The 15,200-nt window shown below is 66.5% G+C and carries 14 protein-coding genes; 12 read left to right on the forward strand and 2 right to left on the reverse strand.

The features are described 5' to 3' along the window. Together CON77_RS04945 and CON77_RS04950 are read left to right on the forward strand one after the other, a co-directional pair. The coding region (locus CON77_RS04945) for an exodeoxyribonuclease VII large subunit (protein WP_304442145.1) at positions 1-529 on the forward strand (529 nt) is incomplete at its 5' end. Positions 530-580: 51 nt separating this feature from the next. Then, positions 581-1,162 carry a superoxide dismutase gene (locus CON77_RS04950; RefSeq protein ID WP_101048032.1) on the forward strand — a complete coding sequence of 194 codons (582 nt, stop codon included), beginning with the start codon at positions 581-583 and terminating at the stop codon, positions 1,160-1,162. Between the two features lie 73 nt (positions 1,163-1,235). Here CON77_RS04950 and CON77_RS04955 read toward each other — a convergent pair whose 3' ends face one another. Next, entirely contained in the window at positions 1,236-1,628 is a 393-nt protein-coding gene (locus CON77_RS04955; protein WP_101048089.1) for a DUF192 domain-containing protein, read from the reverse strand. Between the two features lie 372 nt (positions 1,629-2,000). Between CON77_RS04955 and CON77_RS04960 the strand changes: the two genes are divergently transcribed. The 4 genes from CON77_RS04960 (at position 2,001) to sbcB (ending at position 8,737) form a co-directional block, all read left to right on the forward strand. Continuing rightward, positions 2,001-4,238: an NADP-dependent isocitrate dehydrogenase gene (locus tag CON77_RS04960; protein WP_101048033.1), complete on the forward strand. Its 2,238-nt coding sequence runs from the start codon at positions 2,001-2,003 to the stop codon at positions 4,236-4,238. 112 nt (positions 4,239-4,350) lie between these two features. Beyond that, entirely contained in the window at positions 4,351-4,701 is a 351-nt protein-coding gene (gene clpS, locus CON77_RS04965) for an ATP-dependent Clp protease adapter ClpS (protein WP_101048034.1), read from the forward strand. 78 nt (positions 4,702-4,779) lie between these two features. Beyond that, a complete protein-coding gene (gene clpA, locus CON77_RS04970) occupies positions 4,780-7,128 on the forward strand; it encodes an ATP-dependent Clp protease ATP-binding subunit ClpA (RefSeq protein ID WP_101048035.1) in 2,349 nt (782 codons plus the stop codon). 151 nt (positions 7,129-7,279) lie between these two features. Beyond that, positions 7,280-8,737, forward strand: a complete 1,458-nt coding sequence (gene sbcB / locus CON77_RS04975) for an exodeoxyribonuclease I (protein ID WP_101048036.1) — start codon at positions 7,280-7,282, stop codon at positions 8,735-8,737. Positions 8,738-8,754: 17 nt separating this feature from the next. Here the strand turns inward: sbcB and CON77_RS04980 are convergent, their stop codons facing one another. Next, positions 8,755-10,296: a helicase HerA-like domain-containing protein gene (locus CON77_RS04980; RefSeq protein WP_101048037.1), complete on the reverse strand. Its 1,542-nt coding sequence runs from the start codon at positions 10,294-10,296 to the stop codon at positions 8,755-8,757. An 80-nt stretch (positions 10,297-10,376) separates the two neighbouring features. Between CON77_RS04980 and CON77_RS04985 the strand changes: the two genes are divergently transcribed. The 6 genes from CON77_RS04985 to rlmH are packed head-to-tail and all read left to right on the forward strand — an operon-like array spanning position 10,377 to position 15,198. Then, on the forward strand, positions 10,377-11,102 hold the full coding sequence (locus CON77_RS04985) for a YebC/PmpR family DNA-binding transcriptional regulator (protein WP_101048038.1): 726 nt from the start codon (positions 10,377-10,379) through the stop codon (positions 11,100-11,102). Between the two features lie 8 nt (positions 11,103-11,110). Next, positions 11,111-12,391 carry a phosphoribosylamine--glycine ligase gene (gene purD / locus CON77_RS04990; protein WP_101048090.1) on the forward strand — a complete coding sequence of 427 codons (1,281 nt, stop codon included), beginning with the start codon at positions 11,111-11,113 and terminating at the stop codon, positions 12,389-12,391. Beyond that, on the forward strand, positions 12,388-13,308 hold the full coding sequence (hemF, locus tag CON77_RS04995; protein WP_101048039.1) for an oxygen-dependent coproporphyrinogen oxidase: 921 nt from the start codon (positions 12,388-12,390) through the stop codon (positions 13,306-13,308). The genes purD and hemF overlap by 4 nt, the downstream gene beginning before the upstream one ends. After that, positions 13,305-13,943: a nicotinate (nicotinamide) nucleotide adenylyltransferase gene (gene nadD, locus CON77_RS05000; protein ID WP_369407341.1), complete on the forward strand. Its 639-nt coding sequence runs from the start codon at positions 13,305-13,307 to the stop codon at positions 13,941-13,943. The genes hemF and nadD overlap by 4 nt, the downstream gene beginning before the upstream one ends. Continuing rightward, complete coding sequence (rsfS, locus tag CON77_RS05005) at positions 13,940-14,734, forward strand: ribosome silencing factor (protein WP_101048040.1); 795 nt, start codon at positions 13,940-13,942, stop codon at positions 14,732-14,734. The genes nadD and rsfS overlap by 4 nt, the downstream gene beginning before the upstream one ends. Beyond that, positions 14,731-15,198: a 23S rRNA (pseudouridine(1915)-N(3))-methyltransferase RlmH gene (rlmH, locus tag CON77_RS05010; protein WP_101048041.1), complete on the forward strand. Its 468-nt coding sequence runs from the start codon at positions 14,731-14,733 to the stop codon at positions 15,196-15,198. Before rsfS ends, rlmH begins: the two co-directional genes overlap by 4 nt. Positions 15,199-15,200 lie beyond the last annotated feature (2 nt).

The raw sequence follows: 15,200 nt of genomic DNA on the forward strand, positions 1-15,200 counted from the left end.
TGCCGCCGACCTGCGCGCGCCCACCCCCACCGGGGCGGCCGAGTTGTGCGCCCCAGCCCGCGAGGCCCTGCTGAGCACCTTGACCGCTTTCACCGGACGCTTGCAGCAGACCGCCTGGCGCCGGCTGGAGTGGCAGGCCCAGCGCCTGGACCGCCTGGGCCAGCGCCTGGGCCGCCCGGCGGGCGGGCGGGCCCGCGAGCGCGTCCGCCTGCAGGCCAGCGCCCACCGCCTGCAAGCCGCGCTGGCCTTGCGCCTGGACCGCGAGGCCCATGCCCTGCAGCAGCGGCAGCGCACCTGGGCCCAGTCCGTGCTGCGCGACCAGGAGCGCCGCCATCAGCGGCTGGAGCGACTCGCCGACCAATTGGCCCTGCTCGATCCGCGGCTGGTGCTGCAGCGGGGCTATGCCCTGCTCACCGACGACGCTGGGCGCGTCGTGCACAGCGCGCAGGCGGTGCAGCCCGGGCAGACCGTGCACGCCAGCCTGGCCGACGGGGCGCTGGAATTGACCGTCCAGCCCGCAAGGCCCTGACTTGTTACCTACAATCGTTTGTCTTTTCATCACCCACCCAAGGAATCCGACATGGAACACACCCTGCCGCCGCTGCCCTACGCCATCGACGCCCTGGCCCCCCACTACAGCCAGGAAACGCTGGAGTTCCACCACGGCAAGCACCACAACGCCTACGTGGTCAACCTGAACAACCTGCAAAAAGGCACCGAGTTCGAGGCCATGGACCTCGAGTCCATCGTCAAGAAGTCCAGCGGTGGCATCTACAACAACGCCGCCCAGATCTGGAACCACACCTTCTTCTGGAACTGCATGAAGCCCAACGGCGGCGGTGAGCCCACCGGTGCCCTGGCCGCGGCCATCAACGCCAAGTGGGGTTCCTACGCCGCGTTCAAGGAAGCCTTCGTCAAGAGCGCCGTGGGCAACTTCGGCTCCGGCTGGACCTGGCTGGTGAAAAAGGCCGACGGTTCGGTGGACATCGTCAACATGGGCGCCGCCGGCACCCCGCTGACCACCGCCGACAAAGCCCTGCTGACCGTGGACGTGTGGGAACACGCTTACTACATCGACTACCGCAACCTGCGCCCCAAGTTCGTGGAAACCTTCCTGGACAAGCTGGTGAACTGGTCTTTCGCCGAAGCCAACTTCGCCTGACCCCGGCGCCTGCGGGCGCACTGGAATGAAAAAAACGGCCCATCACGGGCCGTTTTTTGTGCGCTCGTTTCGCTCAGCGGGCGCCGAAGGCGTCGCCGGCCAGGCGTTGACCGGCCTGGATGCCGCGCTGGGCGAACCAGCCCTGGTGCATTTCCAGCACGTAGCGCACCGGCTTGGCCGAGCAGTGCGAGTCTGTCGTCAAGGGTTTCATGTCGGCCAGGTTGACGATGGTGCCGTCGTCGGCGACGAAGGCTGCGGTCAGGGGCAGCAGCGTGTTCTGCATCCAGAAGCACTGCTGCGCCGGGCGTTCGAACACGAACAGCATGCCTTCGTTTTGCGGCATCTCGCGCCGCCACATCAGGCCCACGCTGCGCTGTTGCGGGGTGCTGGCCACCTGCGCCTGGATCAGGTGCATGCCGGCGCGCAACTGGGTGCGGGGCAGTTGGGTCTGGGCCTGCTGCGCCATGGCCCCAACGTGGGACCAGACCGCCAGCACCGCCAGGGCGGCCGCCACCCCGTGCCGGCCCCAGCGGCGTGGGACAGCAGAAATGCGCTCAGGGAATGTGTGGCGCCAGCGCGGGCGTGAGATCGGGGTGGCAGACATGACCAAATTCTAGGCCCAGCCCCCGGCAGGTGGGTTCCACCCTGCGTCGCACTCGGATTTTGGTCTGATGTCTTATATATGACTCATAATACGGGGCTGAAACGCGTAATACAAAAGTAATTTTTACGATGTGAAATATTGGTGTAAGGCCTGCTTGCGCCGCCTGGCGGCTGCTGGCACAGTGCACCGACAGTTCCTTCGTGCCTTTTCAACCCGCAACCCAAAGGACCCACCATGTCTGGCAAGACATCGCAAATCATCTACACCCTGACGGACGAAGCGCCCCGCCTGGCGACCGCTTCCTTCCTGCCGATCGTGCGCGCTTTCGCCCAGCCCGCCGGCATCGACGTGGCCGAGAGCGATATCTCCGTGGCGGCCCGCATCCTGGGTGAGTTCCCCGATTTCCTCCTGGCCGAACAGCGCGTGCCCAACACCCTGTCCGAGCTGGGCAAGAAGACCCTGCAGCCCGATGCCAACATCATCAAGCTGCCCAACATTTCCGCCTCTGTGGCGCAGCTCAAGTCCGCCATCAAGGAACTGCAAGGCAAGGGCTTTGCCATTCCCGACTTCCCGGAGCAGCCCAAGACCGACGAGGAAAAGGCCATCCGCGCGCGCTACAACAAGTGCCTGGGCTCGGCCGTGAACCCGGTGCTGCGCGAAGGCAACTCCGACCGCCGCGCGCCCAAGGCCGTCAAGGAATACGCCCGCAAGAACCCGCACAGCATGGCCGAGTGGAGCCAGGCCTCGCGCAGCCACGTGTCGCACATGCACGCCGGCGACTTCTACCACGGTGAAAAGTCCATGACCCTGGACAAGGCCCGTGACGTGAAGATGGAACTCATCACCAAGTCTGGCAAGACCATCGTCCTGAAGGAGAAGGTGTCGCTGCTCGACCGCGAAGTCATCGACTCGATGTTCATGAGCAAGAAGGCCCTGCTGGCTTTCTACGAAAAAGAAATCGAAGACGCGCACAAGACCGGCGTGATGTTCTCGCTGCACGTCAAGGCGACCATGATGAAGGTGTCGCACCCCATCGTGTTCGGCCACTGCGTCAAGATCTTCTACAAGGAAGCCTTCGAGAAGCATGGCAAGCTGTTCGACGAACTGGGCATCAACGTCAACAACGGCATGGTCGATCTCTACAACAAGATCGCTACCCTGCCGCAAAGCCTGCAGGACGAGATCAAGCGCGACCTGCACGCCTGCCACGAGCACCGCCCCGAACTGGCCATGGTCGATTCCGCCAAAGGCATCACCAACTTCCACTCGCCCAACGACGTGATCGTGGACGCCTCCATGCCCGCCATGATCCGCAACGGCGGCAAGATGTGGGGCGCCGACGGCCGCCTGAAGGATGTGAAGGCCGTGATGCCCGAATCGACCTTTGCCCGCATCTACCAGGAGATGATCAACTTCTGCAAATGGCACGGTGCCTTCGACCCCAAGACCATGGGCACGGTCCCCAACGTCGGTCTGATGGCCCAGCAGGCCGAGGAATACGGCTCGCACGACAAGACCTTCGAGATCCCCGAAGACGGCACCGCCAACATCACCGACTTGGCCACCGGCGAAGTGCTGCTGAGCGAAGAGGTGGAAACCGGCGACATCTGGCGCATGTGCCAGTGCAAGGACGCCGCCATCCGCGACTGGGTGAAACTGGCCGTCAACCGCGCCCGCAACTCCGGCATGCCGGTGGTGTTCTGGCTGGACGCTTACCGCCCGCACGAGGCGCAGCTGATCACCAAGGTCAAGATGTACCTGCACGAGCACAACACCGCCGGGCTGGACATCCAGATCATGAGTCAGGTGCGCGCCATGCGCTACACGCTGGAACGCGTGGTGCGCGGCCTGGACACCATCAGCGCCACCGGCAACATCCTGCGCGACTACCTGACCGACCTGTTCCCCATCATGGAACTGGGCACCTCGGCCAAGATGCTGTCCATCGTGCCGCTGATGGCCGGCGGCGGCATGTACGAGACCGGTGCCGGCGGTTCGGCGCCCAAGCACGTGCAGCAGCTGGTGGAAGAAAACCACCTGCGCTGGGATTCGCTGGGTGAGTTTCTGGCCCTGGCCGTGTCGCTGGAAGACCTGGGCCTGAAGAACAACAACCCGAAGGCCAAGCTGCTGGCCAAGACGCTGGACGCCGCCACCGGCCAGTTGCTGGACAACAACAAGAACCCGTCGCCGCGCACCGGTCAACTCGACAACCGCGGCAGCCAGTTCTACCTGGCGCTGTACTGGGCCCAGGCCCTGGCCGCGCAGACCGAGGACGCCGCACTGGCCGCCCAGTTTGCCCCGCTGGCGAAAGCCCTGGCCGACAACGAAGCCCAGATCGTGGAGGAACTGAACTCGGTGCAAGGCCAGCCGGTGGACATCGGCGGCTACTACCTGCCTGACACGGCCAAGCTCGACGCCGTGATGCGCCCGAGCGCCACCTTCAACGCCGCCCTGTCTGCCCTGCAGGCCTGATCGGCACGGCCCTGAGGCCCGCCAGGCCACCGGCTCCCGCAAGGGCGCCGGTGGCCTTTTTGCTGTCGGGCGGGCGCGTCGACTCCCGGCTGTCGCTAGAATCATTTTCACCATGGCCACCCTCCCTCCCACCCCTCCCCAACTTCCCCCGACCCCGCCCGGCAGTGGCGATTCGGTGGTGCTGGAACGCCAGACCCTGAAAGTCGAGCCTCCCAAGATGCACCAGGTGGTGCTGCTCAACGACGACTTCACCCCGATGGAGTTCGTCGTGCTGGTGCTGCAGGAATATTTCAACAAAGACCGCGAAACCGCCACCCAGATCATGCTCAAGATCCACCTCGAGGGTCGTGGTGTCTGTGGCGTGTTCACCCGCGATGTGGCCTCCACCAAGGTCGATCAGGTGCTGCAGGCGGCCCAGCAGAACGGGCATCCGCTGCAATGCTTGAGCGAACCCGTTGAATAAACCGGGAATTGCCCCATTTGCCCAAAACCGGGGTCGCAAATCGCGGTAAATTAGAGACTCGTTTTAAGGAAGTGCCCCATGATTGCCCAAGAACTTGAAGTCAGTTTGCACATGGCCTTTGTGGAGGCCCGGCAGCAGCGGCACGAATTCATTACCGTCGAACACCTGCTGCTGGCTTTGCTGGACAACCCCAGCGCCGCCGAGGTGCTGCGTGCCTGCTCCACCAACATCGACGACCTGCGCAAGTCGCTGACCACCTTCATCAAAGACAACACGCCCCAGGTGGGCGGCACCGACGAGGTCGATACCCAGCCCACGCTGGGCTTCCAGCGCGTCATTCAGCGCGCCATCATGCACGTGCAGAGCACGGGCAATGGCAAGAAGGAAGTGACCGGTGCCAACGTGCTGGTGGCCATCTTTGGTGAGAAAGACTCCCACGCCGTCTACTACCTGCACCAGCAGGGCGTGACGCGGCTGGACGTGGTCAACTTCATCGCCCACGGCATCCGCAAGAGCGACCCCCCCGAGGCGACCAAGCCGGCCGAAGGCAGCAGCGCCGCCGAGAACGAGGAGCAGGCCGCCGAAGGCAAGGCCAACGAAAAGGCCTCGCCGCTGGAGCAGTTCACCCTGAACCTGAACCAGGCCGCCAAAGACGGCAAGATCGACCCGCTCATCGGCCGCGACTACGAGGTCGAGCGCGTCATCCAGATCCTGTGCCGTCGCCGCAAGAACAACCCGCTGCTGGTGGGTGAGGCCGGCGTGGGCAAGACCGCCATTGCCGAGGGCCTGGCCTGGCGCATCGTGCAGAAAGACGTGCCGGAAATCCTGGCCGAAGCCAACGTCTATTCGCTGGACATGGGCGCTTTGCTGGCTGGCACCAAGTACCGGGGCGATTTCGAGCAGCGCCTCAAAGGCGTGCTCAAGACGCTGAAGGACAAGCCCAACGCCATCCTGTTCATCGACGAGATCCACACCCTGATCGGGGCCGGCGCGGCCTCGGGCGGGACGCTGGACGCGTCCAACCTGCTCAAGCCGGCGCTCTCGAGCGGCGCGCTCAAGTGCATCGGCGCCACCACCTTCACCGAATACCGGGGCATCTTCGAGAAGGACGCCGCCCTCAGCCGCCGCTTCCAGAAGGTGGACGTGGTGGAGCCGACGGTGGAGCAGACGGTGGACATCCTCAAGGGTCTGAAGAGCCGTTTCGAGGAGCACCACAGCGTCAAGTACGCCGCCGCGGCGCTGCAGGCCGCGGCCGAGCTCAGCGCCAAATACATCAACGACCGCCACCTGCCCGACAAGGCCATCGACGTGATCGACGAGGCCGGTGCGGCGCAGCGCATCCTGGTGCCGTCCAAGCGCAAGAAGACGATCGGCAAGGCCGAGATCGAGGAGATCGTGGCCAAGATCGCGCGCATTCCGCCCACCAGCGTGTCCAGCGACGACCGTGGCAAGCTGCAGAACCTGGAGCGCGACCTCAAGGCGGTGGTGTTCGGCCAGGACAAGGCCCTGGACGTGCTGGCCGCCAGCGTCAAGATGGCCCGTTCCGGCCTGGGCAAGCCCGACAAGCCCATCGGTGCCTTCCTGTTCAGCGGCCCCACCGGCGTTGGCAAGACCGAGGCCGCCAAGCAACTGGCCTACATCCTGGGCATCGAGCTGATCCGCTTCGACATGTCGGAGTACATGGAGCAGCACGCCGTCAGCCGCCTGATCGGCGCGCCGCCCGGCTATGTGGGCTTTGACCAGGGCGGTCTGCTGACCGAAGCCATCACCAAGAAGCCGCACTGCGTGCTGCTGCTCGACGAGATCGAGAAGGCGCATCCGGCCATCTTCAACGTGCTGCTGCAGGTCATGGACCACGGCACGCTGACCGACAACAACGGGCGCAAGGCCGACTTCCGCAACGTCATCATCGTGATGACCACCAACGCGGGTGCCGAGACCATGAACAAGGCCACCATCGGCTTCACCAACCCGCGCCAAGCCGGCGACGAAATGGCCGACATCAAGCGCCTGTTCACGCCCGAGTTCCGCAACCGCCTCGACGCCATCGTCAGCTTCAAGCCGCTGGACGAATTGATCATCCTGCGCGTGGTGGACAAATTCCTGCTGCAACTGGAGCAGCAGTTGGCCGAGAAGAAGGTGGAGGTCACCTTCACCGACGATTTGCGCAAGCACCTGGCCAAGAAGGGTTTCGACCCGCTGATGGGCGCCCGCCCGATGCAGCGCCTGATCCAGGACACCATCCGCCGCGCGCTGGCCGACGAACTGTTGTTCGGCAGCCTGACCGAAGGCGGTCGTCTGACGGTGGATATCGACACCAGTGTGGAAGACAAGCCCGAGGTCAAACTCGACATCCAGCCACTGGCGAAGAAAGACCGGCACGCCAAGGCCGAACCCGCCGAGCCGGAAGAGGCCACGGCCGATTGAGGCGGCCTCGTCCCCTCACAGAGCCGGCGACGACCTCGCCGGCTTTTTTTCGCCCCTTGGGCCGCGCCGCCGGCTACCGCTCCCCCAAACCGGGGATGGGCACCGGCGCAGGCCTCGTCAATAATCGGACCGCAAGCAACCCCGGGGCCGCATGAATACGCACACCTTCCTTTGGCACGATTACGAAACCTTTGGCGCCCAGCCCCGGGTGGACCTCCCCGCCCAGTTCGCCGCCATCCGCACCGACGCCGAGCTCAATGAAATCGGCGAGCCGGTGATGCTGTATTGCCGACCCGCGCCGGATTACCTGCCCGACCCCGAAAGCTGCCTGATCACCGGCATCACGCCGCAGCTGTGCCTGGAAAAAGGGGTGCCCGAACACGAATTCGCGGCGTGCATCGAGGCCGAACTGGCCCGGCCCGGCACCGTGGGCGTGGGCTACAACACCATCCGTTTCGACGACGAGTTCACCCGCCATCTGTTCTGGCGCAACCTGATCGACCCCTACGCGCGCGAGTGGCAGAACGGCTGCGGCCGCTGGGACCTTCTCGACGTGGTGCGCATGGCCTACGCGCTGCGCCCGGAGGGCATGGCCTGGCCGAAAAAGCCCGACGGCCGCCCCAGCTTCAAGCTCGAAGACCTGACCCGCGCCAACGGCATTGCCCACGAGGCGGCGCACGACGCCTTGTCGGACGTGCGCGCCACCATCGCCGTGGCCCGGCTCATCCGCCAGCACCAGCCCAAGTTGTTCGACTTTGCTTTTGCCTTGCACAAGAAGGACCGGGTGATGGCCGAACTGGGTCTGCCAGCCCTGCCGGGCCAGGCCAGGCCTTTCCTGCACGTGTCGGGCATGTTCCCGCCGGAGCGCGGCTGCCTGGGCGTGGTCTGGCCCTTGGCCAGCCACCCCAGCAACCGCAACGAGCTGCTGGCCTGGGACCTGGCCTTCGACCCCGCGCCGCTGGCCATGATGTCGGCCGACGAGATCCGCCAACGCATGTTCACCCGCAGCGCCGACCTGCCCGAAGGCGTCAGCCGGCTGCCGGTCAAAACCCTGAGTCTGAACAAGTCGCCCATGGTGGTCGGCAACCTGCGCACCTTGCGGCCCGACTTGGCCGAACGCTGGGCGCTGGACCTGGAGCTGGCCCAGCGCCACGCCGAACGGGCCGCCACTTTGCCCGACATGAGCGCGATTTGGGCCCAGGTGTTCGAGAAACCGCCCCGGGCCCAGCGGCCCGACGTGGACCAGGACCTGTACGGCGGTTTCCTGGAGGCCGCCGACCGCCGCCGACTGAACCACCTGCGCACGCTCGACCCTACCGACCCGGCCTGGCGCCAGACCGGGTTTGACGACGAGCGCCTGCCCGAACTGGTGTTCCGCTACCGGGCCCGCAACCACCCCGAGGCCTTGTTGCCACACGAGGCCGGCCGCTGGCAGGCGCATTGTGCCCAGCGCCTGCTTGAAGGCGCCGAAGGTGCGCGCACCACGGAGGCCTTGTTCGAGCGCATCGACGAACTGGCCGAGGCCGCCAGCGAACGCGGCGACGAGCGGGCCGAGGCGATTTTGGGCGCTTTGTACGACTACGCCGAGGCCATCACCGCCGACGGCTGAGGCCCCGCGCCCGAAAATCAGCGGCGTCCGCCCAGCAGGCTGCCCAGCACGCCGCGCACCAATTGGCGCCCGAGGCTGGCGCCGACCTGGCGCACCACCGTCTTGGCCATGGTCTGCACCAGGCCGTCGTACTGCCCGCCGCGGGGGCCGGTGCGGCCAAACAGCACCTCGTTGAGCTGACCGCCCAGGCCCGAGGCTTCGCCCCTGACTGCTGGCTGGGCGCCGGGCACGCGCGGCCCTGGGCGTGCGGCTGCCCCATCCTCGGCCCCGGCGGAAGCGGAGGGGGCTGCGTGCGCCCGCAGGATCTCGTGGGCGCTTTCCCGGTCCACCGCCTGTTCGTACACCCCGGCCACCAGCGAATCCTGCAGCAGCGCCTGGCGTTGCGGGGGGGTGATGGGGCCGATCTGGCTGCCCGGGGGCAACACGAACACGCGCTCGGTTTCGCAGGGGCGGCCCTTGGCGTCGAGCAGGCTCACCAGCGCCTCGCCCACGGCCAGTTCGGTGATGGCGGCCTCGATGTCCAGGCCCGCCTTCGGGCGCATGGTCTGCGCGGTCGATTTGACGGCCTTCTGGTCGCGCGGGGTGAAGGCGCGCAGCGCGTGCTGCACCCGGTTGCCCAATTGGCCCAGCACGGTGTCGGGGATGTCCAGCGGGTTCTGGGTGACGAAGTACACCCCCACGCCTTTGGAGCGCACCAGCCGCACCACCAGTTCGATGCGCTCGACCAGCACCTTGGGCGCCTCGTTGAACAGCAGGTGGGCTTCGTCGAAGAAGAACACCAGCTTGGGCTTTTCGGGGTCACCGATCTCGGGCAGCTGCTCGAACAGTTCGGACAACATCCACAGCAGGAAGGTGGCGTACAGGCGCGGCGCGTTCAGCAGCTGGTCCGCGGCCAGGATGTTGACCACCCCGCGGCCCCCGACCGTCTGCATGAAGTCGCTGATGTTGAGCATGGGCTCGCCAAAGAACTTGTCGCCGCCCTGTTGTTCGATCTGCAGCAGCCCGCGCTGGATGGCACCGATGCTGGCGGCGCTGATGTTGCCGTAGCCGGTGGTGAATTGCTTGGCGTTGTCGCCCACGTGCTGCAGCAGGGCGCGCAGGTCTTTCAGGTCGAGCAGCAGCAGGCCGTGGTCGTCGGCGATCTTGAACACCAGGTTGAGCACGCCGGCCTGGGTGTCGTTCAGGTCGAGCATGCGGGCCAGCAGCAGCGGTCCCATGTCGCTGACAGTGGCGCGCACCGGGTGGCCTTGCTCGCCGAACACGTCCCACAGGGTGGTGGGGCAGGCCACCGGCTCGGGCAGGGCGATGCCCCGGTCGGCCAGCACCTGGGCCAGCTTGCCGCCGATCTGACCCGCCTGGCTGATGCCGGTGAGGTCGCCCTTGACGTCGGCCATGAAGACCGGCACGCCGATGCGCGAGAAGCCTTCGGCCAGGGTCTGCAGGGTCACCGTCTTGCCGGTGCCGGTGGCGCCGGTGATGAGGCCGTGGCGGTTGGCGCGGTCGGGCAGCAGCAGGCATTCGGTGTCGCCGTGGCGGGCGATCAACAGGGGTTCGGTCATGGCGGCGCTCCGTCGGTGGGTGAAAAGTACAATACCCGGTTATTCAAGATTCAGCGTACACGAAATTCACGAGGGTTTTCATGGCAGGACATTCCAAGTGGGCCAACATCCAGCACCGCAAGGGTCGCCAGGACGAGAAACGCGGCAAGATCTGGACGCGCATCATCCGTGAGATCACGGTGGCAGCGCGCCAGGGCGGTCCCGACCTGAGCGCCAACCCGCGCCTGCGCCTGGCGGTGGACAAGGCCAAGGCCGCCAACATGCCGGCCGACCGCGTGAAGTACAACATCGACAAGGCCTCGGGCGCCTTGCAGGATGTGCAATACGAGGAAATCCGCTACGAGGGCTACGGCATCGGCGGCGCGGCCATCATCGTGGACACCATGACCGACAACCGCGTGCGCACCGTGGCCGAGGTGCGCCACGCCTTCAGCAAGCACGGCGGCAACCTGGGCACCGAAGGCTCGGTGGCATTCCAGTTCAAGAATTGCGGGCAACTGATTTTCGCGCCCGGTACCTCGGAAGACCAGGTGATGGAAGTGGCCCTGGAGGCCGGCGCCGAGGACGTGATCAGCGACGATGACGGCGCCATCGAGGTGCTGACCGCGCCGGGTGACTTCGAAACGGTGAAGAATGCGCTGGAAGCCGCTGGACTCACGCCCGAAGTGGCCGAAGTGACCATGCGCGCCGACAACACCATCGAATTGAGCGGCGATGACGCGGCCAGGATGCAGAAGCTGCTGGACGTGCTGGAAGACCTGGACGACGTGCAGAACGTGTTCCACAACGCGGAAATTGACGAATGAGCGAGCAAATGAAGGTGTTGGTGGTGGGCGGTGGCGGACGCGAACACGCCCTGGCCTGGAAAATGAAGCAGTCCCCTCGCGTTGAGCAGGTGTTCGTGGCGCCCGGCAACGGCGGCACCGCCCGCGACGCCGACCTCACCAACATCGCCATCACCGATGTGAAGGCGCTGCGCCAATGGGCCCAGGCCCAAGGCATTGCCTTGACGGTGGTGGGCCCCGAAGCGCCCCTGGCCGCCGGGGTGGTGGACGAGTTCCGCGCCCACGGCATGCGCATTTTCGGCCCCACGAAGGCCGCCGCGCAGCTGGAAAGCTCCAAGGCTTTCTCCAAAGCCTTCATGAAGCGCCACGGCATCCCCACGGCGTCGTACGAAACCTTCACCGACGCCGCCGCGGCCCATGCCTATGTGGAGCGCGAAGGCGCGCCCATCGTGGTCAAGGCCGACGGCTTGGCCGCGGGCAAGGGCGTGGTCGTGGCCATGACGCTGGCCGAGGCGCACGAAGCCATCGACTTCATGCTGCTGGACAACAAGCTGGGCGTGGCGCACAACGAAGGTGGCGCGCGGGTGGTGATCGAATCCTTCCTGCAAGGCGAGGAAGCCAGCTTCATCGTGTTGTGCGACGGCAAGCACGTGACCGCACTGGCCACCAGCCAGGACCACAAACGCCTGCTGGACGCCGACCAGGGCCCCAACACCGGCGGCATGGGGGCGTATTCGCCCGCGCCGGTGGTGACGCCCGAGGTGCACCGCCGCGCCATGGAAGAAATCATCCTGCCCACCATCCGTGGCATGGAGCAAGACGGCATTCCCTACACCGGCTTCCTGTACGCCGGCCTGATGATCGAGCCCAGCGGCGCGGTCAAAACGCTGGAATTCAATTGCCGCATGGGCGACCCCGAAACCCAGCCCATCATGATGCGCCTGCAAAGCGATCTGGCCGAGGTGATGCTGGCCGCCACCGAAGAGCGCCTGGACCAAATCGCCTTGCAATGGGACGAACGCTTTGCCATGGGCGTGGTGCTGGCCGCTGCCGGTTACCCCATGGACCCGCGCAAGGGCGACGCGATCACCGCCTTGCCGGCCGACCGCGCCGACGCCGTGGTGTTCCATGCCGGCACCACCATGAAGGATGGCCAGGTGTTCACTTCTGGCGGACGCGTGTTGTGCGCCACCGCCCTGGGACACGGCGTGGCCGAAGCCCAAGAGCGGGCTTACGAACTGGTCGCCGGCGTGGCTTTCGACGGGATGCAGTACCGCACCGACATCGGTTACCGGGCACTGAGCAAATGAGCCCCATTCCCACGGTGACCATGCGGGAGTACCTGCTAGGTCTGCAGCAGCGCATCACCTCGGCCATTTCCGAGATCGACGGCAAGGCCTTTGTCTCGGACGGCTGGGAAAAGGCACCCGGCGAAGCCCTGCAGGGCAACGGCATCACCCAGATTCTGGAAGACGGCCCGGTGTTCGAGCGCGCGGGCTGCGGTTTTTCGCACGTCAGCGGCCCCAAGCTGCCGCCCTCGGCCACCCAGCACCGCCCGGAACTGGCCGGGGCGCCGTTCGAGGCCATGGGCGTGTCCCTGGTGTTCCACCCGCGCAACCCCTACGTGCCCACGGTGCACATGAACGTGCGCATGATCACCGCCACGCCGGTGAACGGTGGCGAACCGGTGAGCTGGTTCGGCGGTGGCATGGACCTGACGCCGTACTACGGCTTTGAAGAGGACGCGGTGCATTTCCACCGCACCTGCGCCCACGCGCTGGCGCCGTTCGGGGCCGACAAGTACCCGCGCTTCAAAACCTGGTGCGACGACTACTTTTGCAACAAGCACCGCAACGAGCAACGCGGCATTGGCGGCGTGTTTTACGACGACTTTTCCGAACTGGGTTTCGAGGGCGGTCTGGCCATGACCCAGGCCGTGGGCGATGCGTTCCTGCACGCCTACCTGCCCATCGTGCAGCGCCGCCTGGCCACCCACTACGGCGAGCGCGAGCGCCAGTTCCAGCTCTACCGGCGCGGCCGCTACGTCGAGTTCAACCTGGTCTGGGACCGCGGTACCCACTTCGGCCTCCAGTCCGGCGGGCGCAGCGAGTCCATCCTGCTGTCCATGCCGCCGTTGGTGCGCTGGGCCTACAACGAAAAGCCCATCCCAGGCACGCCAGAGCACCGCCTGGTGCACGAATTCCTGGTGCGCCGGGATTGGCTGTGAACGTGGCGCAGGCCGCTCGACCGGCCTTGCGCGTGGGCATGTTTGGGGGGGCGTTTGACCCGCCGCACGCCGCCCACCGCACCCTGGCCGAAACGGCGCTGACGCAACTCGGCCTGGATGTGTTGCACCTGTTGCCCACGGGCCAGGCCTGGCACAAGGCGCGCCCCTTGAGCCCCGCCGCCGACCGCCTGGCCATGTGCGAATTGGCGTTCGCCGGCCTGCCCGCGGTGCGGGTGGACGCGCGCGAAACGCAGCGGGCCGGCCCGTCCTACACCGCCGATACCCTGGCCGAACTGGCCACCGAATACCCTGGCGCCGACCTGTATCTGGTGCTGGGTGCCGACCAGTTGCTGGCCTTCAAGACCTGGCACCGCTGGGAAGAGGTGCTGCGCCTGGCCACCCTGGCCGTGGCCAACCGACCCATGTACCCGGCCACCACGGCCGAGCCCGCCCACTGGCCGGCCGTGGACCTGCCATTCCGGCCGCTGGACATGCCCTTGCAGCCCACCAGTTCCACCGCCATCCGTGCCCAGGTGCACGCACCCGACCGGCAGTCCTCCGATCTGGACCTGCTGGTGCCTGCGGGCGTTGCGCGTTATATTTCCGAACACCATCTTTACCAGACCTCTACATGAGCAGCGAAACCGTCGTCAAAAAGAACATCCAGAAACTCCAGCGCGCCATCGTGGACGGCCTGGAAGACGTCAAGGCGCACGACATCCAGGTGTTCAACACCGAGTTGCTGTCGCCCTTGTTCGAGCGGGTCATCGTCGCCAGCGGCACCTCCAACCGCCAGACCAAGGCGCTGGCCGCCAGCGTGCGCGACGCGGTGCGCGAAGCCGGCTTCGACAAGCCCCGCACCGAAGGTGAGGAAAACGGCGAGTGGATCATCGTGGACTGCGGCGCGGCCGTGGTGCACGTGATGCAACCCAGCATCCGCCAGTACTACCGCCTGGAAGACATCTGGGGCGATAAGCCGGTGCGCCTGAAGCACGCGGCCGCCGCCAAGGTCAAGGCCGATGCGGCCAAGTCGGCCACGCCCGAGGCAGCGCCGGCGACCAAGCCCAAGGCCAAAGCCAAGAAGGCCCCGGCCCTGGCCGCCGAGTCCGCGCCGCGCAAAACCCCGGCGCGCAAGTCCACTGCCGCGGGCACTGCCGCGCGTTCTGCAGCGCGCCCGGCCGCTGGGGCCGCGGCCACCAAGCCCCGTGCCAGCCGCGCGGCGGCCGGTGTGCGCCAGGCGAGTGCACCGGTCGAGGTGGTCAAGGTCAACGCTCCGTCGGCGAAAAAGGCCACGGCGCGCAAGCCGGCGGCCAAGTCCGTGGCGGGGGCAGCGCCCAAGCCCGTGGCCAAGAAGGCGCCGGCGAAATCGGCCACGGCGCCCCGCGCACCGCGCAAAACCGCGGCCGGCACAGCCAAGAAGGCATGAAGCTGGTCATCGTCGCGGTCGGGCAGCGCATGCCCGACTGGGCCCAGACCGCCTACGACGATTACGCCAAGCGTTTCCCCCCCGATTGCCGGGTGGAGGTCAAGACCGTCAAGACCGAACCGCGGGGCTCCAAGACGCTGGAGACCCTGCTCACCGCCGAGCGCGCCCGCATCGAAGCGGCCATTCCCAAAGGGGCCCGGGTGGTGGCGCTGGACGAGCGCGGCACCGGCCTGACCACCGTGGCCCTGGCCAAGCACCTGCGCGACTGGCAGATGGCCGGCGACGACGTGGCCCTGGTCATCGGCGGCCCGGACGGGCTGGACCCGGCCTTCAAGGCGGCGGCGCATCTGCGCATCCGCCTGTCCGACCTGACGCTGCCGCACGCCATGGCCCGGGTGCTGCTGATCGAGCAGCTCTACCGGGCCTGGTCGGTCAACGCCAACCACCCTTACCACCGCGAGTGAGT

This window comes from Macromonas nakdongensis, from assembly GCF_002837145.1.
Classification (GTDB): Bacteria; Pseudomonadota; Gammaproteobacteria; order Burkholderiales; family Burkholderiaceae_C; genus Macromonas_B; species Macromonas_B nakdongensis.

What these genes read in the sequence shown, in the direction of transcription:
- clpS (WP_101048034.1), top strand. Translation starts at nt 4,351, where the DNA reads ATGGCCACCCTCCCTCCCACCCCTCCCCAACTTCCCCCGACCCCGCCC.
- CON77_RS04950 (WP_101048032.1), top strand. Translation starts at nt 581, where the DNA reads ATGGAACACACCCTGCCGCCGCTGCCCTACGCCATCGACGCCCTGGCC.
- rsfS (WP_101048040.1), top strand. Translation starts at nt 13,940, where the DNA reads ATGAGCAGCGAAACCGTCGTCAAAAAGAACATCCAGAAACTCCAGCGC.
- CON77_RS04985 (WP_101048038.1), top strand. Translation starts at nt 10,377, where the DNA reads ATGGCAGGACATTCCAAGTGGGCCAACATCCAGCACCGCAAGGGTCGC.
- CON77_RS04960 (WP_101048033.1), top strand. Translation starts at nt 2,001, where the DNA reads ATGTCTGGCAAGACATCGCAAATCATCTACACCCTGACGGACGAAGCG.
- hemF (WP_101048039.1), top strand. Translation starts at nt 12,388, where the DNA reads ATGAGCCCCATTCCCACGGTGACCATGCGGGAGTACCTGCTAGGTCTG.
- sbcB (WP_101048036.1), top strand. Translation starts at nt 7,280, where the DNA reads ATGAATACGCACACCTTCCTTTGGCACGATTACGAAACCTTTGGCGCC.
- clpA (WP_101048035.1), top strand. Translation starts at nt 4,780, where the DNA reads ATGATTGCCCAAGAACTTGAAGTCAGTTTGCACATGGCCTTTGTGGAG.
- CON77_RS04980 (WP_101048037.1), bottom strand. Translation starts at nt 10,296, where the DNA reads ATGACCGAACCCCTGTTGATCGCCCGCCACGGCGACACCGAATGCCTG.
- purD (WP_101048090.1), top strand. Translation starts at nt 11,111, where the DNA reads ATGAAGGTGTTGGTGGTGGGCGGTGGCGGACGCGAACACGCCCTGGCC.
- CON77_RS04955 (WP_101048089.1), bottom strand. Translation starts at nt 1,628, where the DNA reads ATGGCGCAGCAGGCCCAGACCCAACTGCCCCGCACCCAGTTGCGCGCC.
- rlmH (WP_101048041.1), top strand. Translation starts at nt 14,731, where the DNA reads ATGAAGCTGGTCATCGTCGCGGTCGGGCAGCGCATGCCCGACTGGGCC.